The 22,743-nt window shown below is 60.9% G+C and carries 20 protein-coding genes, 1 tRNA gene and 1 pseudogene; 15 read left to right on the top strand and 7 right to left on the bottom strand.

The genetic code is table 11. The features are described from left to right. Positions 1-115: 115 nt before the first annotated feature. The 6 genes from SC318_RS17755 (at position 116) to SC318_RS17730 (ending at position 9,951) form a co-directional block, all read left to right on the top strand. The gene (locus SC318_RS17755) at positions 116-3,022 is read left to right on the top strand and encodes an RHS repeat-associated core domain-containing protein (RefSeq protein WP_320427855.1); all 2,907 of its coding nucleotides are present in this window, start codon (positions 116-118) and stop codon (positions 3,020-3,022) included. Positions 3,023-3,176: 154 nt separating this feature from the next. Beyond that, positions 3,177-4,118, top strand: coding sequence for an oxygen-dependent tRNA uridine(34) hydroxylase TrhO (locus SC318_RS17750; protein ID WP_320427854.1), 942 nt, complete (start codon positions 3,177-3,179; stop codon positions 4,116-4,118). 3 nt (positions 4,119-4,121) lie between these two features. Continuing rightward, positions 4,122-4,757, top strand: coding sequence for a DsbA family protein (locus SC318_RS17745; protein ID WP_306493857.1), 636 nt, complete (start codon positions 4,122-4,124; stop codon positions 4,755-4,757). Further along, on the top strand, positions 4,750-6,567 hold the full coding sequence (locus tag SC318_RS17740; protein ID WP_320427853.1) for an ABC transporter ATP-binding protein: 1,818 nt from the start codon (positions 4,750-4,752) through the stop codon (positions 6,565-6,567). Before SC318_RS17745 ends, SC318_RS17740 begins: the two co-directional genes overlap by 8 nt. A 71-nt stretch (positions 6,568-6,638) precedes the next feature. Next, on the top strand, positions 6,639-9,101 hold the full coding sequence (locus SC318_RS17735; RefSeq protein ID WP_320427852.1) for an EAL domain-containing protein: 2,463 nt from the start codon (positions 6,639-6,641) through the stop codon (positions 9,099-9,101). A gap of 76 nt (positions 9,102-9,177) precedes the next feature. Beyond that, on the top strand, positions 9,178-9,951 hold the full coding sequence (locus SC318_RS17730; protein ID WP_413817648.1) for an iron-containing redox enzyme family protein: 774 nt from the start codon (positions 9,178-9,180) through the stop codon (positions 9,949-9,951). Positions 9,952-9,972: 21 nt separating this feature from the next. Here the strand turns inward: SC318_RS17730 and SC318_RS17725 are convergent, their stop codons facing one another. Both SC318_RS17725 and lldD read right to left on the bottom strand, forming a co-directional pair. Beyond that, on the bottom strand, positions 9,973-10,899 hold the full coding sequence (locus SC318_RS17725; RefSeq protein ID WP_320427850.1) for a GGDEF domain-containing protein: 927 nt from the start codon (positions 10,897-10,899) through the stop codon (positions 9,973-9,975). A gap of 303 nt (positions 10,900-11,202) precedes the next feature. Further along, on the bottom strand, positions 11,203-12,342 hold the full coding sequence (gene lldD, locus SC318_RS17720) for an FMN-dependent L-lactate dehydrogenase LldD (protein ID WP_320427849.1): 1,140 nt from the start codon (positions 12,340-12,342) through the stop codon (positions 11,203-11,205). Between the two features lie 100 nt (positions 12,343-12,442). On the opposite strand from lldD, the gene SC318_RS17715 reads away from it, so the two are divergent. From SC318_RS17715 to SC318_RS17690, 6 genes are all read left to right on the top strand, one after another. Then, entirely contained in the window at positions 12,443-13,345 is a 903-nt protein-coding gene (locus SC318_RS17715; RefSeq protein WP_320427848.1) for a LysR family transcriptional regulator, read from the top strand. Between the two features lie 54 nt (positions 13,346-13,399). After that, a tRNA-Asn gene (locus SC318_RS17710) sits at positions 13,400-13,475 on the top strand. A 139-nt stretch (positions 13,476-13,614) separates the two neighbouring features. Then, positions 13,615-14,154 carry a GNAT family N-acetyltransferase gene (locus SC318_RS17705; protein ID WP_320427847.1) on the top strand — a complete coding sequence of 180 codons (540 nt, stop codon included), beginning with the start codon at positions 13,615-13,617 and terminating at the stop codon, positions 14,152-14,154. 170 nt (positions 14,155-14,324) lie between these two features. Beyond that, positions 14,325-15,536 (top strand): YeeE/YedE family protein, encoded by a 1,212-nt coding sequence (locus SC318_RS17700; RefSeq protein WP_320427846.1) that lies wholly within the window; start codon positions 14,325-14,327, stop codon positions 15,534-15,536. Positions 15,537-15,663: 127 nt separating this feature from the next. Continuing rightward, positions 15,664-16,206, top strand: a complete 543-nt coding sequence (locus SC318_RS17695) for an isochorismatase family protein (protein ID WP_320427845.1) — start codon at positions 15,664-15,666, stop codon at positions 16,204-16,206. Positions 16,207-16,210: 4 nt separating this feature from the next. Further along, positions 16,211-17,206, top strand: coding sequence for a GlxA family transcriptional regulator (locus tag SC318_RS17690; RefSeq protein ID WP_320427844.1), 996 nt, complete (start codon positions 16,211-16,213; stop codon positions 17,204-17,206). Here the strand turns inward: SC318_RS17690 and SC318_RS17685 are convergent. From SC318_RS17685 to SC318_RS17670, 4 genes and pseudogenes are all read right to left on the bottom strand, one after another. Next, on the bottom strand, positions 17,178-17,348 hold the full coding sequence (locus SC318_RS17685; RefSeq protein WP_320427843.1) for a DUF2986 domain-containing protein: 171 nt from the start codon (positions 17,346-17,348) through the stop codon (positions 17,178-17,180). The genes SC318_RS17690 and SC318_RS17685 overlap by 29 nt on opposite strands. Before the next feature lie 58 nt (positions 17,349-17,406). After that, positions 17,407-17,622, bottom strand: a pseudogene (locus SC318_RS17680) (dienelactone hydrolase); the annotation flags it as partial. Between the two features lie 55 nt (positions 17,623-17,677). Continuing rightward, complete coding sequence (locus SC318_RS17675) at positions 17,678-18,289, bottom strand: LbetaH domain-containing protein (RefSeq protein ID WP_320427842.1); 612 nt, start codon at positions 18,287-18,289, stop codon at positions 17,678-17,680. Between the two features lie 125 nt (positions 18,290-18,414). Continuing rightward, the gene (locus SC318_RS17670; protein ID WP_320427841.1) at positions 18,415-19,386 is read right to left on the bottom strand and encodes a GlxA family transcriptional regulator; all 972 of its coding nucleotides are present in this window, start codon (positions 19,384-19,386) and stop codon (positions 18,415-18,417) included. 125 nt (positions 19,387-19,511) lie between these two features. On the opposite strand from SC318_RS17670, the gene SC318_RS17665 reads away from it, so the two are divergent. From SC318_RS17665 to SC318_RS17655, 3 genes are all read left to right on the top strand, one after another. Beyond that, entirely contained in the window at positions 19,512-20,390 is an 879-nt protein-coding gene (locus SC318_RS17665; protein WP_320427840.1) for an MBL fold metallo-hydrolase, read from the top strand. 271 nt (positions 20,391-20,661) lie between these two features. After that, on the top strand, positions 20,662-20,964 hold the full coding sequence (locus tag SC318_RS17660) for a type II toxin-antitoxin system RelE/ParE family toxin (protein ID WP_320427839.1): 303 nt from the start codon (positions 20,662-20,664) through the stop codon (positions 20,962-20,964). A 1-nt stretch (position 20,965) separates the two neighbouring features. Beyond that, positions 20,966-21,343: an addiction module antidote protein gene (locus SC318_RS17655; protein ID WP_320427838.1), complete on the top strand. Its 378-nt coding sequence runs from the start codon at positions 20,966-20,968 to the stop codon at positions 21,341-21,343. A 68-nt stretch (positions 21,344-21,411) separates the two neighbouring features. Here the strand turns inward: SC318_RS17655 and gudD are convergent, their stop codons facing one another. After that, on the bottom strand, positions 21,412-22,737 hold the full coding sequence (gene gudD, locus SC318_RS17650; protein WP_320427837.1) for a glucarate dehydratase: 1,326 nt from the start codon (positions 22,735-22,737) through the stop codon (positions 21,412-21,414). Between the last annotated feature and the right edge of the window lie 6 nt (positions 22,738-22,743).

The following is a 22,743-nucleotide window of genomic DNA, read 5'->3' as shown; positions in this document are numbered from 1 at the left end:
TTTACAGGCATCGCCGGCCCCCACCGAGCGAGGCGTCCATACGCCGTTACCGCCTCTGTGCGAGACATGAACCCTAGGCTTTGCCGACCATTGTGCGAATACAGGTCATCTGATCATGTCTGCTTCACTTCATCGAAATACGCCCTCGCTTGCAGCATTCGATCCCCGTGGATTGACCGTGCGCAGCGTCGCTTATCTGCGCGCGACCTCTGAGGCTGCGCCAACAACCCGCGTCAGGCGCCACGTCTATGGGGCCAGCGGCCTGTTGCTCGAGCAATGGGACCCACGCCTGCTTACCCGTAAATCGCGCGAACCGTCGACCGAGGCGAATCAGGTGTCGGTGTACAGCCTGTCCGGTACGCTGATTCGCAGCAAGGCTGTGGACGCCGGCACGCGGTTGATGCTGGCGGGGGCAGCGGGCCAACTGCTGCATGCCTGGGACGGGCGGGGTGCCCATCAGCGCCACGACTACGATGCCTTGCAGCGTCCGGTGGCGGTGTTCGAACAAGCTGCCGGCCAAGCGCAACCGCGGTGTGTCGAACGCCTGGTGTATGCCACGCCAACGCCCGAGCACGTCGCTCTTAACCGCAGTGGACGTCTGCTACTCCACGCCGACCCGGCGGGCACTCAGGTGTTCGAGGCGTACGCAATGACCGGGCAAGTGCTAGGTCAAACCCGGCGGTTTCGCGAAGCGCCAGGCGGGGTGGATTGGCCGCCGGCCCGGACCGACCAGGACCAGCAGTTGGAAGGTGCGCAATACACCACACGCTGGACGCTTGACGCCCTTGGCGGCACGGTGAAACAGGTCGACGCCAAGGGAAATGCCCGACAGTTCGCCTATGGGCTGGACGGGCAGGCAAAGAATGTTCACCTCACCTTGAAAGGTGTCACGCGCAAGACCGTCATAGAACGCTACCTCTACAATGCCGCCGGTCAGGTGGAAGCGGCGGTGCTGGGGAATGGCGTGACCAGCACGGCGACCTATCGGGCCGAGGATGGCCGTATGCACCGGCTGATGGCGTACCGCAAGAATGAGTTGGCGGCCCCGCTGCAGGATTTGAGCTACGACTATGATCCCGTGGGAAACATTTCAAACCTGCAGGATCGGGCGCAACCGACGAAATGGAGCCACAACACGCAAGTGGAGGCTTCATGTCGCTATGAATACGATTCGCTGTACCAACTGACCCAGGCCACGGGCCGGGAAAGTACCGCCGCTGCCATCGGCCAGGCATTGCCCCCACGTATTTCGTTCGGCTCGACCGATACCGGTTTATGGCGCAATTACACCCAGCACTATGCCTATGACGAGGGGAGCAACCTGACACGGCTGCGTCATGTGCCCTCCAGCGGCGTCGGTTACACCCGTGAAATGCGGGTCGCAAGCGGCAGCAATCGTGCGCTGTCCAGTGAACATCCGGTGGCTGAGTTGGCCCAGGGGTTTGATGCCAACGGCAATCAGCAACAGCTGGGGCGTAGCTTGCCGATGACGTGGAACGTGCGTAATCAGCTGACTAACGTCACGACGATTCTACGAGAGGAGGGCGATCCGGACGAGGAGGCCTATGTATACGCAGGCGACGGCCAGCGTGCGCTCAAGCTCACCCATCAGCAGGTGGCCGGCAGTCGGCAGACCGCGCGCGTGTATTACTTGCCAGGCCTGGAGATCCGCCATCAGCCGTTGCGCCGGCTGAATGTAGTGCGCCTGGAAGTGGCGCGGTGCACGGTTGAGGTGGTGCAATGGGAACTGGGGCTCGATGAGCAGGCCGCTGATGAAACCCTGCGTTTTTGCCTGACGGATCAGCAATCGAGTCATGGGCTGGAGTTGGGCGAGCAGGCGCAGTTGTTGAGCCAGGAGAGTTACTTTCCCTATGGAGGGACGGCGTGGTGGGCGTCGCGCAGCGAGGTAGAGGGTCGCTACAAGACTCGCCGGTATTCAGGCAAAGAGCGTGACGCCAGCGGTTTGTACTACTACGGTTTTCGCTACTACGCCCCGTGGCTGCAGCGCTGGATAAGCCCGGACCCTGCAGGTGGGGGAGCAGCGCTCAATCCTTATCTGATGGCGTATAACAATCCAGTCACATTCGTTGATTCGATGGGGCTGCAGCCGGCTGCCGTGGAAAGCGCCCAAATCCAGGGCGGTACTGTCATCCTCCTGCTTTTGGTCTTGCTGGGCCTGGGCGCGGGGGCGCTGCTTGGCAATGCGACGCTGGGAGCTTCCGTTGGGGCTCTGGTGGGCGGTGTATTGTTTGGCGCCAGTCGCCTGAGTGCCTATCAGCAAATGCAACCGCAGGCCGTGGCAAGGGCCGCAGAACAAGTGGAAGAACAATTCGCCAGGGATATTTCGGAGTTGGCGATCAAGTTGGCGCAGCAGACGCAATTGAGTCACGAAGAAACGGAGCGGCTGGTGAATTTTGCCTATGCGCGCCGCCCTGCTGAGGGAGGCATGTCCCTTTACGTCTATTCACCGCAAGGGTCCATCTATGGCTATGCGGGGCCTGTGGGCGAACCGGGGGACGTCGAAGGCATATTGACGGGGAGTCGTAACCCGATGCCCGAGTTGAAACGCATGGGCTATGGCGCGGTACTGCTGCGAAGACCCGAGCGTGAGTCCGCTTCCGCGAGCAACCGGCAGGTGGGGCCAAGCGCGTTCGAGGCTGGGGCGACGACACAGGTTGGCGGCTCCGGCCGTGCACGCGGTGCTCGGCAAGCGCCAGCCCAACTGCCGATGGTGGCGCCGACGGCGGCGAGAGCCGATGCCCCACGGATGCAGATCGATACTCTGGCGCTTGGAAATGTTGATCCACTGAGCCGCGAGGGCCGCAGTATTGCCCTTACCCTCAGCCACTTGGGCGAAGGGCGTTTGGGCGCGGTTCACTGGCATTCTCACAAAGATCAACTGTGGTCCGCAGATTTGCATGGCTATGCCGCTTCGCGTGGACGCGGTGCCTATCGTTTGATGTTGAAACATCTCGGTGGCCAGCGGTACCGAGTGGAAGGCATACGCAACCCACACCGCTGAGACCGATCGCCGCCAGGGCGTCGAGCACTGTCAGCGACTGCGTGTCGATGCGGTGGCTGCGTGGTTTTGCTAGAATGCGCGCCGCGCCGCCTGGCCGGCGTCCTTTTGCATCCGGTTCACCCTTTACGAGGGTAGCCACCTGGAGAGAACACCCATGACTCAACCGATCGTCGTGGCGGCACTGTACAAGTTCGTCACCCTCGAAGATTACGTCGCCCTGCGCGAGCCATTGCTGCAGGCGATGGTCGACAACGGCATCAAAGGTACGTTGCTGATCGCCGAAGAAGGCATCAACGGCACCGTTTCCGGCAGCCGCGAAGGCATCGACGGCCTGATGGCGTGGCTCAAGAACGACCCCCGCATGGACGATATCGACCACAAAGAGTCGTACTGCGACGACCAGCCGTTCTATCGCACCAAGGTCAAGCTCAAGAAAGAAATCGTGACCCTGGGCGTCGAAGGCGTCGACCCGAACAAAAAGGTCGGCACCTACGTTGACCCCAAGGACTGGAACGCGCTGATCAGCGACCCCGAAGTATTGCTGATCGACACTCGCAACGACTACGAAGTATCGATCGGCACCTTCGAAGGCGCGATCGACCCGAAAACCACAAGCTTTCGCGAATTTCCCGACTACATCAAAGCCAACTTCGACCCGGCGAAACACAAGAAAGTCGCCATGTTCTGCACCGGTGGCATTCGTTGCGAGAAAGCCTCGAGCTATATGCTCAGTGAAGGCTTCGGCGAGGTCTACCACCTCAAGGGCGGCATTCTCAAGTACCTCGAAGAGGTGCCGCAGGAAGAGACCAAGTGGCAGGGTGACTGCTTTGTTTTCGACAATCGCGTGACGGTGCGCCACGACTTGAGCGAAGGCGACTACGATCAATGTCATGCCTGTCGCACACCGGTCAGCGTCGAAGACCGTGCGTCCGAGCACTATGTGGCCGGCATCAGTTGCCCGCATTGCTGGGATAAGCTTCCGGAGAAAACCCGGCGCAGCGCCATCGACCGACAGAAGCAGATCGAACTGGCCAAGGCCCGCAATATGCCGCACCCGATTGGCTTCAACTACAAGCAAACCCCTTCCGAGGCCTGAACCATGCCCGCGCGCCTGCTCTATGTAATGGACCCGATGTGTTCCTGGTGCTGGGGCTTTGCCCCGGTGGCGCAGGCGCTGGTTGAGCAGGCCCAGGCGGCCGGTGTGGAGTTGCACCTGGTGGTGGGCGGCTTGCGCACCGGTAGCGGCGCGGCGCTGGAGCCGACCACCCGGCGCTATATCCTCGAGCACTGGCAGGCGGTGACCGACGCCACCGGCCAGCCGTTCAAGCGCGAGGGTGCGTTGCCTGATGGGTTTGTCTATGACACCGAGCCTGCGTGCCGTGCCATTGTCACGGCGCGCAGCCTGGCACCCGATTGCGCCTGGAGGCTGCTAGGGCTGATCCAGCAAGCGTTCTATGTAGAGGGCCGCGACGTCACCTCCGCCCACGTGTTGGTGGAACTGGCCGAGCAGGCTGGCATCCCGCGTATCGAGTTTGCCGGCGAGTTCGATCGCGCCGAACAGCACGCGGCCACCGCCGCCGATTTTACGTGGGTGCAGGACCTGGGCATTGCCGGCTTTCCGACCTTGCTGGCCGAGCGCAATGGCCAGTTGGCCCTGCTGACCAACGGTTACCAGCCGCTGTCCGAGCTCTCGCCTTTGCTGGGCCGATGGCTGGAGCGAGCTGCCTGTGCATGATCAGCCTGACGCGCCTGAATCAAAGCGTACCGACCGTCTGACCTGGGCGGAAATTCGCCGCCTGGCGCTGCGTCACAAGAAATCCCTGTGGATCGCCAATAGCGTTGCGGTACTTGCGACCTTGTGCAGCGTCCCCATCCCGTTGCTGCTGCCGCTATTGGTCGATGAAGTGCTGCTGGGCCGTGGCGATGCCGCGCTCAAGGTGATGAACACCTTCCTGCCGCTGGGCTGGCAGAAGGCCGCTGGCTATATCGGCCTGATGCTCCTGGTGACCCTGGCCCTGCGCTGCGGCGCACTGGTGTTCAACGTGGTGCAGGCGCGGCTGTTTGCGCGGCTGGCCAAGGACATCGTCTACCGCATCCGCGTGCGGCTGATCGAACGGCTCAAGCGCATTTCCCTCGGCGAATACGAAAGCCTGGGCAGCGGCACGGTGACGACTCACCTGGTCACCGACCTGGACACCCTCGACAAATTCGTCGGCGAAACCCTCAGCCGCTTTCTGGTGGCGATGCTGACCCTGCTCGGCACCTCGGCCATCCTGGTGTGGATGCACTGGCAACTGGCGCTGCTGATCCTGCTGTTCAACCCGTTGGTGATCTACGCCACGGTGCAGTTGGGCAAGCGCGTCAAACACCTGAAGAAGCTGGAAAACGACAGCACCTCGCGGTTCACCCAGGCGCTGACCGAAACCCTGGACGCCATTCAGGAAGTGCGCGCCGGTAACCGCCAGGGCTTTTTCCTCGGGCGCCTGGGCCAGCGGGCCCAGGAAGTGCGCGACTATGCCATTCACTCGCAATGGAAAACCGACGCTTCCAGTCGTGCCAGTGGCTTGCTGTTCCAGTTCGGCATCGACATTTTTCGCGCAGCGGCGATGCTCACCGTGCTGTTTTCCGACCTGTCCATCGGCCAGATGCTCGCGGTGTTCAGCTACCTGTGGTTCATGATCGGCCCGGTGGAGCAATTGCTCAACCTGCAATATGCCTACTACGCGGCGGGCGGTGCGTTGACGCGCATCAACGAGCTGCTGGCCCGCGCCGACGAGCCGCAATACGCGGGTGGTACCGATCCGTTCAGCGAGCGTGCGACGGTGGGCATCGAAGTGCGGGGCCTGGACTTCGGCTATGGCGACGACTTGGTGCTCGACCAGTTGAACCTGATCATCGCACCGGGTGAGAAGGTTGCAATTGTCGGTGCCAGCGGCGGCGGCAAAAGTACCCTGGTGCAACTGTTGCTGGGCCTCTACACGCCGCAGGCCGGCACCATTCGGTTTGGCGGCGCTACCCAGCAGGAGGTCGGCCTGGCGACCATTCGCGAAAACGTCGCGGTGGTGCTGCAACACCCGGCGCTGTTCAACGATACCGTGCGTGCCAACCTGACCATGGGCCGCGAACGTACGGACCAGGAGTGCTGGCAGGCACTGGAGATTGCCCAGCTGGACGCTACCGTCAGAGCCTTGCCATTGGGTCTGGACAGCATAGTTGGCCGCTCTGGCGTGCGCTTTTCCGGTGGACAGCGCCAGCGCCTGGCCATCGCCCGCATGGTGCTGGCTGAGCCCAAGGTGGTGATTCTGGATGAAGCCACCTCGGCGCTGGATGCAGCCACCGAGTACAACTTGCACCAGGCGCTGGCGCGCTTTCTCAGCGGGCGTACTACACTGATTATCGCCCACCGGCTTTCAGCGGTGAAACAGGCTGATCGGGTGCTGGTGTTCGATGGCGGGCGTATCGCCGAGGATGGCGACCATCAGCAGTTGATAGCCGAGGGCGGGCTGTACGCCAAATTGTATGGACACTTGCAACAAGTGCGGTGATTTAGCTTAGGCTGTGCGATCGGGAGCGGATTTTCGCGTGCGTATTGAGCTGTGCATGTGCAAGGGACTTCATGAAGCAAAAGCGGACTCTCGGAACGCCACGGCTGCTGGGCATTGTCTGGCCCTTTATCGCCGTTGTGCTGTTCCAGGCATTGTTAGGCTGCGTCAGTCTCTACGTGCTCTCGGCGGTGCGTGGCTATGTGGCAGGCGAAAGCCTGTGGTCCAAGGGCCAGAAGGATGCCATCTACTACCTGACCCTCTACGCCGATAATCGCGAGGCGACTACCTACCTCAAGTATCAGCAGGCCATTGCCGTGCCACAAGGCGGGCATGAATTGCGCATCGCTCTGGATCGCCCCACGCCGGATATCGCCGCCGCCCGCCAGGGCATCATCAAGGGTGGCAACCACCCCGACGACGTCTCCAGCCTGATCTGGCTGTACCTCAACTTTCGCCATTTCAGCTACCTGGAAAAAGCCATCGAGCTGTGGACGGTGGGTGACGGCTATTTGTTGCAACTGGACGACCTTGCCCGGGAAATGCACGGTGCCATCGTCGCGCAACGGGTCAATGCCAACGATGTGCGCCAGTGGAAGGCACGCATCACTGCGATCAACGAGAGTGTGACACCGGCCGCCAAGGCGTTCAGTGATGCCTTGGGTGAAGGGTCACGGATGATCCTGCGCCTGTTGTTGATCACCAACCTGGCCACGGCGCTGGGCCTGATCGTCCTGGCGCTGCTGCGCACCCACAAATTGCTCGCCCAGCGCCATGCCTTCGCCGATGCGCTGCAGGCGGAAAAGGAGCGGGCGCAGATCACCCTCGAATCGATTGGCGACGGTGTCATCACCACCGACGTGGACGGTGCGATTGCCTATATGAACCCTGCCGCCGAGGCGTTGACTCACTGGACCTCGGCCCGCGCCCAGGGGCTGCCGCTGGCGGCGTTGTTCAAGCTGCTGGATGAAAACGCCGAGCCGGACGGCTTTACCCTGATCGAGCACATCATCACAGGCGACCTCAGTGGCGGCAGTGACCATTCCAAGCTGATCCAGCGCCTGGACGGCAGTACCGTCTCCGTGACCCTGGTTGGTGCGCCGATTCGCAGCGCCGGCAAGGTCAGTGGTGCGGTGCTGGTGCTGCATGACATGACTCAGGAGCGCCAGTACATCGCCAACCTTTCGTGGCAGGCGACCCACGATGCCTTGACCGGCCTGGCCAATCGCCGTGAATTCGAATACCGCCTGGAGCAGGTGCTGCAGCAGGTGGCGCGCCAGAAAAACGGCCGCCACGCCCTGATGTTTCTCGACCTGGACCAGTTCAAGCTGGTCAATGACACCTGCGGCCACGCGGCGGGCGACGAGTTGCTGCGCCACATCTGTGCGCTGCTGCAATCGGACCTGCGCGAAGGCGATACCCTGGCTCGGCTGGGCGGCGATGAGTTCGGCATTCTGCTGGAGAACTGCCCGGCATCGGTGGCCGAGAAGATCGCCGAGAGCCTGCGCCACACCGTGCAGAGCCTGCATTTTGTGTGGAAGGGTCGACCGTTCATGACCACCGTCAGCATCGGCCTGGTGCATATCTCAAAAACCCCGACCACCCTGGAAACTTCCCTGCGCGCCGCCGACATGGCGTGCTACATGGCCAAGGAAAAGGGGCGCAACCGGGTGCAGGTGTATCACGCCGATGACTCGGAGCTGTCCCTGCGTTTTGGTGAGATGGCCTGGGTGCAGCGCCTGCACATGGCGCTGGAAGAGGATCGCTTTTGCCTGTACGCCCAGGAAATCTCACCGCTGGGCCATACCGAGGCGGGCAATGGGCACGTCGAAATCCTGCTGCGGCTGCACGACGAAGCGGGGCGAATCATTCTGCCCGACAGTTTTATTCCAGCCGCCGAGCGTTATGGCCTCATGACGTCCCTGGATCGCTGGGTAGTTGAAAACGTCTTCAAGATCATTGCGCGTTGCATGCACGAGCGTCCGGGCCGACCTATGGCCATGTGTGCGATTAATCTGTCAGGAATAACCATTGGCGATGATGATTTTCTCGGGTTTTTACGTGATAAATTCGGCACTTACAGCATTCCGCCGGAAATGATTTGTTTTGAAATAACTGAAACCAGCGCTATCGCCAATTTAGGCAGTGCAATTCGTTTTATTAATGAACTCAAAGCGTTAGGTTGCCATTTTTCCCTGGATGACTTTTGCGCCGGAATGTCCTCGTTCGCTTATCTTAAACATTTACCTGTAGACTTCCTGAAGATCGATGGAAGTTTCGTAAAGGATATGCTGGACGACCCGATTAACCGCGCCATGGTCGAAGTGATCAATCACATCGGCCATGTCATGGGTAAACGCACCATTGCCGAGTTTGTTGAAACGTCGCAGATCGAACAGGCGTTACTTGAGATAGGTGTGGACTACGCTCAAGGCTACCTGATCGAGCGTCCGCAACTGTTTACCTTTGATAGCCTGCAGTGCCGACCCGTGCGGCCACAGCCCCTGTTATTCAAGGCGCCCGGCACATTCCGCTGAAACTTTGCTGGTCTGTACATCACACTTAAAAAGGAGCCCTACAGTGATCGACGCATTCAACAGAACCGGCCCGCTTATGGAAGCCTCGAGTTACCCCACCTGGGCGCAGCAACTGATCCAGGACTGTAGCGAGAGCAAGCGTCGGGTTGTCGAACACGAACTGTATCAGCGCATGCGCGATAACACGCTCAGCGCCAAGACCATGCGCCACTACCTGATCGGTGGCTGGCCTGTGGTGGAGCAGTTTGCCTTGTACATGGCACAAAACCTCACCAAGACCAAGTTTGCCCGTCATCCTGGGGAGGACATGGCGCGACGCTGGCTGATGCGCAATATTCGCGTGGAATTGAACCACGCCGATTATTGGGTGAACTGGGCGCGTGCCCACGGCGTCAGCCTTGATGAGCTGCAAGCACAGGAAGTGCCACCGGAACTGCACGCATTGAGTCACTGGTGCTGGCACACCAGTTCTGCCGACTCGCTGATCGTTGCGATTGCCGCCACCAACTACGCCATCGAAGGCGCGACCGGGGAATGGTCCGCCGTGGTCTGCTCTACCGGCGTGTATGCCGCCGCCTTCCCGGAGGAAGAACGCAAGCGCGCGATGAAATGGCTGAAGATGCACGCCCAGTACGATGACGCGCACCCTTGGGAAGCCCTGGAAATCATCTGCACCCTGGCCGGCACGAACCCGGGCAAGTCTCTGCAGGTGGAGTTGCGCCAGGCGGTGTGCAAAAGCTACGACTATATGTACCTGTTCCTGGAAAGCTGCATGCGCCTGGAGCAAGAGAAGGAAAAGGCGCCGTCACTCGTTCGTGAGCGCCAGGCTCGCGTCGCCAGCGAAGCGTGATGCACCGGTGATGGCGGGGTTCTACCCCGCCATGGCCAAGCGATTGCGGCCTTCGCGCTTGGCCACGTACAACGCATTGTCGGCTCGGCGCAACAGGCTGTCAGCCGACTCCGCCGCCAGCAGCGTCGAACAGCCCAGGCTGACCGTCAATTCGACCCGCGTACCTTCCACCCAGTAATCCTGTACTTGTACCGCCTGGCGCAGGCGCTCGCCGACCATCCGCGCCGCATCGCGCCCGGTGTTGGAGAGCAGAATCAGAAATTCTTCCCCGCCGAACCGAAACACCATGTCCACGTTGCGCAACTGACTTTTGATCGCTGCGGCCACGGCACGCAGTACGCTGTCGCCAGCAGCATGGCCGTGGGTGTCATTGACCTTCTTGAAATGATCGATGTCGAGCATCAACAGGGACAGCGGGTGCGTATGGCGCCGAGCCATGTCGATTTCCCGTTGCAGGGTCTGGTCCATGGCAACGCGATTGCCGGTTTCGGTCAAGGGGTCGCGCAACGCGCTGCGTGTGGCGGTGCGGTAGAGCAGGGCGTTGCGCATGGGATAAAGCAACGTGGCCAGCAAGGATTCGAGTTGGCCCAGTTCTTCTTCCAGAAACCGCTGGTTGCGACGAAATATCAACTCGCCCAAATGCTCGCCCTCATGACTCAAGGTGTAGCTCACCGAATGATGGCCGCGATGGCCGAACTCAAGGCGCAGGTCGCTGAGGGCATGGCGGTAATGCAGGGCATCCAGCGGCACCAGATGTTGCACTTCACGGAAGAACAGGCCGAGGATGCGCTCCGGTTCCAGGCTGGTCTGCAGTTGCTGTCCCAGTTGCTGGCGAAGCTGGTCGAGGCTGGTGGGGCGATGTGGGCGAAGGGACGGCTGACCGAATCCCAGGCGTTGCAATTTGGCACTGTCGAAGTCAATTGCGTTGGTCTGGGTCGGTGTTTTCATAAATAGGCGGCCTCTAAGCACTTGACTGTCTTACAGGCGGGATGAGGGTGGCACGTGCCAAGCGTCTTACTGTTCCTTCAGTTCCGTAAAACATTGGAAACAGTCTAAACCGCTTTGCGCCGGGTTATAAGCCCGGAGCACTGCCACACGTCTTGTCATCGCTTGACCTGCTTGAGTGGGGTTAGAGCTAGATTCGTGCCAAATCGTTTGAATTAATAATTAGCTATATAAATCAATCGACTGCCATGCTTTGAAAAACAGTCAACAAACAGCCGCGTCATTTCTCTGGCTAAGGTTGAGGGATTATGACGCGGTTACCAATGTGGAGCGGTCGATCTGCGCGATGGAAGTGACCCCGGTCAGCGTCATCGCCACACGCATTTCCCGGGCGAAAATCTCCAGCAGGTTTTCCACGCCATATTGGCCGTCGGCGGCCAGCGCATACACTGCAGAGCGCCCCAGCAGGCAGGCCTTGGCGCCGAGCGCGAGCATGCGCACCACGTCGAGCCCGGAGCGAATACCCGAATCCACCAGCACGGTGAGGTCATCGCCGACGGCCTCGGCAATCGGCGGCAACGCCTTGGCGGTAGACAGCACGCCATCGAGCTGGCGCCCGCCATGGTTGGAGACCACGATGCCGTCGGCGCCGAAGCTCACGGCATCCTTGGCGTCCTGCGGGTCCAGAATGCCTTTGATGATCATCGGGCCTTTCCAGAACTCGCGAATCCACTCCAGGTCTTTCCAGCTGATCGACGGGTCGAAGTTGTTGGCCAACCAGCCAATGTAGTCTTCCAGATGGGTGGGTTTGCCCAGGTACCTGGAAATGTTGCCGAGGTCGTGGGGGCGGCCCATCAAGCCTACATCGAACGCCCATTGCGGCTTGGTCACGGCTTGCAGCATCCGCCGTTGCGCCGCATACGGCCCGGACATGCCCGAGTGCGCATCCCGGTAACGCGCGCCGGGGGTGGGCATGTCGACGGTGAACACCAGCGTGGTCACACCCGCTGCCTGGGCCCGCTCCAGCGCATTACGCATGAAGCCGCGATCCTTGAGCACGTACAGCTGGAACCAGATCGACTGCGGGCTTTGCGAGGCCACTTCCTCAATCGGGCACACCGACACCGTCGACAGGCAGAAGGGCACGCCTTTGTTCGCCGCAGCCTTGGCCGCCTGCACTTCACCGCGGCGTGCGTACATGCCCGTCAAGCCGACCGGGCTGAGAATGACCGGCATAGCCAGTTCCTGATCGAAGAGCGTGGTCTTCAAGCTCAGGTTGTTCACGTTGCGCAAGATGCGCTGGCGCAGGCTGATTGCTGCCAGGTCCGAGCTATTGGCGCGCAGCGTGTGCTCGGCGTAAGCGCCGCCATCAATATAGTCGAATAGAAAGCGCGGCAACTTGCGCTTGGCGGCAGCGCGGTAATCGGATGCGGACGAGATAATCATGCACGTGGGCTCCACTCGGCAAAGTGCTCCACGATAAGCAAAGTTCTGGCATGATAAAAACAACTTTTATCGCTGCTATCCAGTCGCATAAGGAATACGGATGAACCTGCGAACCCTGCGAGCATTTGTCGAAGTGGTACGCCAGGGTGGTTTTTCCCAGGCGGCCGAGGTGGTGTCCCTGACCCAGTCCACCGTCAGCAAGGCGGTGAAGACCCTTGAGGAAGAATTGGGCACACCGCTGCTCAACCGCCTCGGCCACAGGAACGAACTCACCGCCGCTGGTGAAATTGCCTACCGGCGCGCCCTGGTACTGCTTGCCGAGCATCATGACCTCATGGTGGAGATCAACGACCTGCGCGGCTTCAAGCGCGGCGTGCTGCGCATCGGCCTGCCGCCGGTGGGTTGCGGCGTACTGTTTGCGGCAATGTTCGCCACCTACCGCACCCGCTACCCCGACATTGACATCGAACTCACCGAATACGGCAGCAAAAAACTGCGCGAATGCCTGGAAGCAGGGGAGGTCGACCTGGCGGCCCTGCTGCTGCCGGTAGACGAAGGCTTCGACTACCAGCCTGTACGCAACGAACCGCTGATTGCCGTATTGCCTGTCAGCCACCCATTGGCGCGCCGCGAGCGCATCGACTTCACCGACCTGGCCGACTCACCGTTCATCCTGTTCGAAGCGGGTTTTGCCCTCAACGCGAAAATCCTCGCCGCCTGTGAACGCAAGGGCGTTGTCCCCAAGGTGACGGCACGCAGCGGGCAGATCGACTTCATCGTCGACCTGGTCGCCGCCGGCCTGGGCGTCGCCTTCCTGCCACGCATGCTGGCGCACAAACACCAGCACGCCGGCATCGCACTGATCCCCTTGGACGAGCCCCACACCGACTGGCACATCGCCCTGGCCTGGCGCGCCAGCGCCCACTTGCCACCGGCAGCACGGGCCTGGCTGGAACTGGCCAAGGAACAGGCGGTTTCGTCCGATCATCCTGTTCGGGCGTGAAGCACGTCAGAAGAGGGTTGACTTCTTCTTTTTAATCAGTAACATACGGCGCATTCCGCGATAGCTCAGTTGGTAGAGCAAATGACTGTTAATCATTGGGTCCCTGGTTCGAGTCCAGGTCGTGGAGCCATATAGGAAAAGCCTGCAGCGATGCAGGCTTTTTTTTGCCTTGGATTTCACCAAGCCATCGAGATGCATGGCGCAATTCGTGATGCCACCTTTAAGCCTTCAATTCGTTAAACTCAGTCATGGATGGGTTTGGAGGGCGTATGGAGTACTCAGGGGAAGGATTTTTTCTTCGAGCATTAACGAGTGACGATTGTGAGTTGATCAACCGCTACGAAAAAGCGAATCGCGGCCACTTGCAACGCTGGGAACCGCTAAGAGATGAGCAGTACTTCACCGCTGAGAGCGCTAGGGCGAGGGTCCAGGAGCAGCTTGAAAGTATGCAAGCCGCGGAGTCCGTTTTTTTTCTCCTGCTGGAACCTGAGAGTGGAGAGCTTCTGGGGCGGTGTAACTACACGAATATCGTGAGGGGCGTTTTTCAAGCATGCAACCTCGGCTTTTCATTGGCAGAGGTTGCCCAAGGCAGAGGTTTGATGAGGAAAACACTTCAAATCACCAACAGTTACTGCTTTGAGCAAGTCGGCCTGCATCGGATTATGGCCAACCATTTGCCGAGCAATGTGCGAAGCGAGCGCCTTCTGCAGTCCTTGGGGTTTGAAAGGGAGGGCTACGCACGAGCCTATCTAAAAATTGCTGGTGCCTGGCAAGACCACGTACTGAGATCGCTGATTAATCCTCGATAAAAAGTTCTCATTGGTGGGAGAGGGCGCTAGCTGCTGTACGGTCGGTTGTTGTCTGTCACGAGTCACGAGTTTGGCTGGCTAAGCCGTCTGGTATCTCCAAACATACTGACGAAGTCGGTCGCAATCACTCCGGGTTTATACTGGCCACCTTCAAACACATCGAGATCCCCATGAGCACCTCTCTTTCCCTGACGCCGGCGCGCAAGCCGGTCGCGCCCCTGGTGGCCTTTATCGTTCTGGTGGCAGGCGCCCTGTTCCTGCAAAACGCGGTGGGTATCCGCCAGGTTCTGCTGTTGATCGTCGGCGCTGCCCTGGGCTTGACGCTGTACCACGCCGCCTTTGGTTTTACCTCGGCCTGGCGGGTGTTTATCAAGGATCGGCGCGGTGCCGGGCTGCGGGCGCAGATGGTGATGCTGGCGGTGGCGGTGGTGCTGTTTTTCCCGGCGCTGGGGGCGGGTACCTTGTTTGGCCAGCCGGTGGTCGGGCTGGTGGCGCCGGCGGGAGTGTCGGTGGTATTCGGGGCGTTTATCTTCGGCATCGGCATGCAGCTGGGCGGCGGTTGTGCGTCGGGCACGCTGTTCACCGTGGGCGGCGGTAATGCGCGGATGCTGGTGACTTTGTTGTTCTTTATCTGCGGCTCGCTGATCGCCACCCATCACGTTGACTGGTGGTTTGCCTTGCCATCATTTCCGCCCGTTTCAATCGTCAAGAGCTTCGGTGTACTGCCGGCGTTGCTCTTGAGCCTGGCCGTATTCGCGATCATTGCGGTGGTGACAGTGCGCCTGGAGAAGGGCCGTCACGGCCAGCTTGAGGCTGGCGTAAGCAGCGAGCATCAGGGCCTGCGCCGTTTCCTGCGCGGGCCTTGGCCGCTGGTCTGGGGCGCGATTGGCCTGGCCTTGCTCAACTATGCCACGCTGGCCCTGGCCGGCCGGCCGTGGGGCATTACTTCCGCATTTGCGCTGTGGGGCGCCAAGGTGGCGAGTGGGTTGGGTGTGGACGTGGCCAGTTGGGCGTTCTGGCAAATGCCGGGCAACGCCAAGGCCCTGGCCGCGCCGGTCTGGGAAGACATCACCAGCGTCATGGACATCGGCATCGTACTTGGCGCGCTGTTGGCCGCAGGCCTGGCCGGGCGTTTCGCGCCGAGCCTGAAGATTCCGGCGCGCTCGTTGATTGCGGCGGTCATCGGCGGCCTGTTGCTCGGTTATGGGTCGCGCCTGGCGTACGGCTGCAACATTGGCGCCTACTTCAGCGGAATCGCCTCGGGCAGCCTGCATGGCTGGCTGTGGCTGGTGGCGGCGTTTATCGGCAATAGCGTGGGCGTGCGCCTGCGGCCGTTGTTCTTCGCTGGCGAACGGCCTCAGGTGGCGTTGAGTGGTTGCTGAACGAGCGGCGAAGGTTGCATGTCCGAATCGGTCCTGAACCGGTCCGTCTCGCGCCTGTTGCGCCTGCGGCCCGGTCCTTACCATGGCTTGCATCATTCATCGCAACGCAAGTCAGGAAGGACCACCCATGAGCCACAAAGCCCTGATCGTGATCGACGCCCAGCATTCCTTTCGCCATTCATCCTACTGGTCCGAAAATGACCTACCCGATTTCCTGGCAAACCAGCAGGCGCTCATCGACGGTTGTGTTCAGCAAGGCATCCCGGTGGTACAAGTCTTTCATGTGGAAGACCAGGGGCACTTTTCGATGGCATCGGGTAACGTTAGGGCATTGAGCGAACTGTCGATAGACCCGCAGTTGGTCATCCATAAGCGCTTGCACAGCGCTTTGGCCGGTACGGAACTGGCCGCGCGCCTCACGCAGATGGGCGTCACCACGCTGATCATCAGTGGTATCCGTACCGAACAGTGCTGTGAAACCACGACGCGGCAGGCCTCGGACAGCGGTTTTAATGTCGACTTCGTCAGTGAGGCCACGCTGACGTTTCCTATGACCCACGCACGCAGCGGCCGCGTCTACACCCCGGCGCAGATTCGCGAGCATACGGAACTGGTCCTGGAGGATCGGTTTGCGCGCATTGTCACCGTCGCTCAGGCACTGGCGGGGTGAACCGATGAGCGTGCCGGTGCTGTTCGTGTTGTTGCCCAATGTGCTGATGCTCGACCTGGCGGGCCCTGCCGAAGTGCTGCGCCTGGCCGCCCAGGTCGATGACCCGGCGGCGGTGGCTTTCGAGCTGCAGTACGTCAGCCCGGTGCAATCCTTGCACAGCTCCATCGGCTTGCCGTTGACAGGCCTGGCGCCCTTGCCGGCCAGCCTGGCCCCCGGCACCCTGGTGGTGTTGGTCGGCTCCAGCATGAAGGTGGACAAGGCGCGCCAGCAAGCCTTCGAATCAGCCAGCGACCGCCTGGTGCAGTGGCTGCAGGATGTGTTCGCGCCGTCTGGCGAGCGGTTGATATGCGTGTGCGCCGGCGCGTTGACGGCCGCCCGCGCCGGGCTGCTCGACGGGCGTCAATGCACTACGCACCACACGCTGTGTGCCAGCCTCCAGGCGCTTGCGCCCAAGGCCCGGGTCCTGGAAAACCGCCTTTACGTCACCGACGGTCCGGTCAGTTGCAGTGCCGGGATCACCGCCGGCATCGATATGTTGCTGCACCTGGTCGCCGAGCGCGCCGGGCCCAGGCTGGCCTGCGCCGTCGCGCGGGACATGGTGGTGTACCTGCGCCGCAGCGGCAGTGACCCGCAGCTATCGCCATGGATAACCGGACGCAATCACCTGCACCCGGCCGTCCACCGCGTGCAGGACGCTATTGCCTGCGCTCCCTGCGAAGCGTGGACCGTCACCCGCATGGCGGACCTGGCCTGCACCGGCAGTCGCCATCTGGCGCGCCTGTTCCACGAGCATGTCGGCATCAGCCCGCTGGATTACCTGCACCGCCTGCGCCTGGCCGTGGCCCGCGAACTGCTGGTCGAGTCGAGCCTGGATATTGAAACCGTCGCCGAGCGCGCAGGCTTTGGTTCGGCCCGCCATCTGCGGCGTATCTGGGGCAAATACGAAACGGGCACGCCTTCAGCGATGCGCTTTACTCAGCAGGCGTCTGGGGTGACGTAACCGGCGCTGGGTCGGCCTCGGCCGCCAGCTTCAAACGGTCGGCCTTGCTGACGTATTTGTCTTTGCTTTTCGGCGCCAGTTTGGCGCTGGCCTTTTTAGCTTTGGCCTTGAAGAGCTGCTGGAGTTTTTTCTGGCGGTTCATGGGTGCTGGCCTGGTGGGTGAGGGCGCGGATGATACCAGCTTCAAAAAGCCTGGCCGATCAGCGTGGCAGAAACTCGGTGATCAGCCCGATGACCTGCTGCTGAATCACCGCCCGTGGCCGTGCGTCGTCGCCATCCTGGCAAATGATGCCGTCGCCGGGCGCATCCTCGTCGAGTATGGCCGCTGCGCCAGGCTTGCACTGCGCCATAAAGCTGAAGTGGCTCGCATCGCTGATCTCAACATAGTGCGTTGAAGCCCTGGGGAGTGAGGGCGCAGCATATCTGGAACAGCCCGTTTTGGTAATGTGCTGCCCTTTCCCCGCTGACTGCTCAATCGTAGGCAAACTGGTCAACCAGCCCCAAACGTGGCACCTGGCTGTTGGGTTGCAAGAGCGCACCGGGAGCGATCACTGCATTGGCGCCAATTTTGCTGCCGTCGCCCACCAAGGCACCGAATTTGTTCACGCCGGTCTCTATCACGCTGGCCCCATGGCGGATCCTGATCGCCGCGCCATTGAGCTCGTTGCGATAGTTGGCGATGATTGCCCCGGCCTCGATATTCACGCCTTCACCTATCAGCGAGTCGCCGACAAAATTGAAGTGCGCCAACTTGCTGCCATCCAGCATGAAGCTGCTTTTCAGCTCGCAACTGGGCCCCACGATGCAATCGCGGCCCAGGTAGACGCCTCCACGCAAATACGCACCCGCGGCCACGAATGACCCTTCGCCGATAATGATCGGGCCCTTCAGCACGGCGCCGTCCTCGACGATGGCGCTTTCATGGATAGCGCAGTGACCGTGGCGGCGATAACCGGCGCCTAGGCGCGAAAGCAACGCGAGGACTAGGTTTTCGCAGTCCTGGGAGATTTCCCAGGCGGCTGAGGGCGCCAGGCCAAGTGAGGGCCATTGGCTGATGAAAGTGCTGATCGCTGGTGAACTCATGAAAAGTCTCCGGTTCAGGTGAAGGGTGCGAGCGTGCTGCGAGTGTGACGAAAGCCTACTGTTAGTCGGGCCACTTTTTACACTTAGGGTCACCTCGGCGTTGAGACTTTCTGTGACTGCCGTCATCACGCCTTTGGTACCGTCCCCAGGCAGAACATCTTCCGATACTCCGACGGTGACGTCCTCAACTGCGCAGCAAAATGCTGGCGCAGTGACAATGCCGTGCCGAACCCCACTTGCCCCGCGATGCACTCAATCGGCAGTTCAGTTGTTTCCATTAACGCCTGCGCCTGGGCCACCCGTTCAGCGGTCAGCCATTTGGAAACGGTGGTGCCGGTCGCCTCCTTGAATCGGCGGGTAAAGGTACGCCGGCTCATTCTTGCCCGGTCTGCCAGCACATCAAGCGACAGGTCATCAGCCAGATGCTCGCGTGCCCACGCCAGCACCTCGGACAAGTGCGTCTCGCTGGATAACTGCGGCACGACGTGCTCCACGTATTGCGCCTGGCCGCCCTGGCGGTGCGGCGGTGTGACCAGCATTTTCGCGGTGCGGTTCGCCACGTCAGCGCCCAGGCGCTGGCGGATCAAGTGCAGGCAGCAGTCGATGGCCGCTACGGTGCCAGCCGATGTGATGATGTTGCCAGCACTCACGTACAGCACCTGCGGCTTGAAGCGAACCTTTGGAAAACGCCGCGCGAACTCATCGCGTGCGGCCCAGTGGGTGGTGGCCTCCTTGTCGTCCAGCAGGCCGGCATCCCCGAGTACGAACGCGCCCAGGCACAGCCCGACGATGAGCTTGCCTGAAGCATCGGCCAGGCGCAGGGTTTGGATAAGCGTGGCCGATGCCACTACCGACTGGTCGCCCCAGGCCGGGATGATGATCACGTCAGCCGTGTGCATCAGTTCCAGGCCGTGATTGACCGACAGCCCCAGCCCCTGATCGCTGGTAATCATGCCAGGCGACTCTGCGCAGTACTCGACGCTGTAGTGAGGTGCGTCAATTGTTGGCTGGGCGCTGCCCAGTACCATGCCCGGGACGGACAGATGGAAGAGGCTTACGCCGTCGAAAGCCAGAACGGCTACGCGGATGGGTGGCATCTGGCTACCTCGCAGTGCTGTGATGAATGGCCCAATTATAGCGATATATGTCATTCAGGCCACTGTTGACGTTGATGCACTTGGGCAAGAATTGACGCCTCGATACATCAAACAGGGACTCTCTTATGAAATTCACGACACTTCCCCTTGCGCTGGCTATGGCCTGTGCAGCCACTTCATCCGCTTTCGCCGCCTCAACCGCGCCTGACGCCGCCCACAAGGTAGAGCTGCAGCAAGTACGCAACGCCACGGTGAAAATCACGTACGGCGGCACCACCTTTCTGATTGACCCGATGCTGGCCAAGAAGGGCACCTACCCAGGCTTTGAAAACACCTACCGCAGCGAGCTGCGCAACCCATTGGTGGATTTGCCCGAGTCGCCGGCTGAAGTCATTGCCGGCGTCGACGCGGTGATCGTCACCCACACTCACCTTGACCATTGGGATGATGCTGCACAACAAGCGCTGCCCAAGGACATTCCGCTGTTCGCCCAGCATGAAGCCGACGCGCAACTGATTCGCTCCCAAGGTTTCAAGAATGTGCATGTGCTGACCGACGAGGCGCAGTTCGGCGGCGTCAAAATCAGCAAGACCGGCGGCCAGCACGGTACCGACGAGATGTATGCCGTGCCTGCCCTGGCAAAGCCATTGGGCGAAGCCATGGGTGTGGTGTTCCAGTCGCCGGGTTACAAGACCCTCTATCTGGCCGGCGACACGGTGTGGCGTAAAGAGGTCGACCAGGCCATCGAGAAGTATCACCCGCAGATCATCGTACTCAATGCCGGTAAAGCCAAAATGACCGGCTATGAAGGGGCGATCATCATGGGTGAGGAAGATGTACTGCGTGCCAGCCAGGTTGCGAAAGACGCGAAGATCGTCGCCGTGCACATGGACGCCATCAACCACATGTCGCTGACGCGCGAGGCGCTGCGCAGCTACGTCCAGCAGCACGGTATCGAAGGGCGTGTGGACATTCCTGAAGATGGCGCATCACTGGCGTTCTGATTGTCCTGCCTTGATCAGGATGTGGGAGGGCGCAATCATGTCGCCACCCCCACTCGCCATTGTCGCTGGCGGCGGCACTGGCGCCGAGGGCATCGAACAGCGCGGTGGTGGCGGCAAGTGGAATCAACCAACCCACTGAGTGAAACAAGCGCTAATAGTATCGAACGGCTGCTCAGCTGATTGCTGACTAGGTTTTTTTCTTGCGGCCTACACCGCACTAAAAAATTCGCTGGCATCAACAGGGAGTAGCCAGTAGGCTACATGTGGCTTTGTGATCAATACGATTGGCAGGACGCTGGAGTTCGATACATGGCTCGATGGCATGAAGGACGTTTGGGCAAAAGCAGCGTTGCTGACCCGGCTCGACCGGGCCGAAGAGAATAATTTTGGCGATTGCGCGCCGGTCGGCGATGGCTTGAGTGAGATGCGTGTTTTTGTCGGGCCTGGATACAGGGTTTACTTTGTACGCACGGGCATCAGCGCTTACTTGATGTTATGGGGAAGCGATAAAACCGACCAGAAAAGAGGAATCAAACGGGCAAAAGAGATCCTTGATGCCCTGAGAGGTAGATGAAATGAGCGAATCGAAATTCAAACCCGAGGACATGCCGATCCTCGACCTTGATACCTCCGGGACCAGCGTCTACGAAGCTTCGCGTTTCCTCGACGATCCCGAGGCCATCAGCGCCTACCTTGCGCATAGCATGGAAGCCCAAGACCCTCACATCCTCATGAAAGCCCTTGCCGAAGTGGCCAAGGCCCAAGGCGTGAACAAAGTGGCCGAGGCTGCGGGCGTCAATCGGGAGAGCCTGTATAAAACCCTCAAGGGCGGCTCTAAAACGCGCTATGAGACGGTCCAGAAGTTAATGGCGGCGTTGGGGGTGGAGCTGACCGTGCGGCCGCTTGTGCGCAAGAAAGCATCGGTGGCCAAGCCCGTGGCCGCTGGGAAATAAGCGACCACGACACTTAACGTGGGAGCGGCCGAGCCCCTGCGAGGCTGCGATGGCGCCCACAACCAGCCCTATCGCACCAGGCAAGGGCGCTTGTTATCGAAGCTCCAGCCCGGAATCAGGAACTGCATCGCCACGCTGTCATCCCGTGCCCCCAGCCCCATGTCTTTGTATAACTCGTGGGCGCGGGCCACGGCGTCCATGTCGATATCCACGCCCAGGCCAGGCTTGGCGGGCACCTTCACGTAGCCCCCCTCAATCTGCAGCGGCGCCTTGGTCAGGCGTTGGCCGTCCTGCCAGATCCAGTGCGTGTCGATAGCCGTGATGTCTCCCGGCGCGGCGGCCGCCACCTGAGTGAACATCGCCAGGGAAATATCGAAATGGTTGTTGGAGTGCGAACCCCAGGTCAGGCCCCACTCGTTGCACATCTGCGCCACGCGCACTGAGCCCTGCATTGTCCAGAAGTGCGGATCGGCGAGGGGAATGTCCACCGATTGCAGCTGGATCGCATGGCCCATTTCGCGCCAGTCGGTGGCGATCATGTTGGTGGCGGTTTTCAGGCCCGTGGCGCGGCGGAATTCGGCCATGACTTCGCGGCCCGAGTAACCGTTTTCCGCACCGCAGGGGTCTTCGGCATAGGCGAGCACGTGATGCTGGTCGCGGCACAGGCGGATCGCTTCCTTGAGTGACCAGGCGCCATTCGGGTCGAGGGTGATGCGCGCATCCGGGAAGCGCTCGGCCAGGGCCGTGACGGCTTCGATTTCCTCATCGCCACTCAGTACGCCGCCCTTGAGCTTGAAGTCATTGAAACCGTATTTTGCTTTGGCGGCTTCGGCCAGGCGCACCACGGCGTCGGCGGTCAGGGCTTTTTCATGGCGCAGGCGGAACCAGTCGTCGTCGGCGTCGGCCTCGTTGCGATAGGCCAGGTCGGTGGCGCTGCGGTCGCCGACGTAGAACAGATAACCGAGCATTTTCACCGCGTCGCGTTGCTGGCCTTCGCCGAGCAGGGCAGCCACCGGCACTTCGAGGAACTGGCCGAGCAAGTCGAGCAGGGCGGCCTCCATTGCGGTCACGGCATGAATGGTGATGCGCAGGTCAAAGGTCTGCAGCCCGCGACCGGCCGCGTCCCGTGAGGCGAAGGTGGTGCGCATGTGGTTGAGGACGCGCTGGTACTGCCCGATCGGCTGGCCGACCACCAGGCTGCGCGCGTCTTCCAGGGTTTGGCGAATGCGTTCGCCACCGGGCACTTCGCCCACGCCGGTATTGCCGCTGCTGTCCTTGAGAATCACGATGTTGCGGGTAAAAAAAGGCCCGTGGGCGCCGCTCAGGTTCAACAGCATGCTGTCGTGGCCGGCGACGGGGATGACGTGGAAGTCGGTAACGATAGGAGTGGTCATGGCAAG

Origin of the sequence: Pseudomonas sp. MUP55, from assembly GCF_034043515.1 — a bacterium.
Taxonomy (GTDB): domain Bacteria; phylum Pseudomonadota; class Gammaproteobacteria; order Pseudomonadales; family Pseudomonadaceae; genus Aquipseudomonas.
The sequence above is the reverse complement of the archived record's forward strand: the minus strand, read 5'-3'. Positions and strand labels throughout refer to the sequence as shown.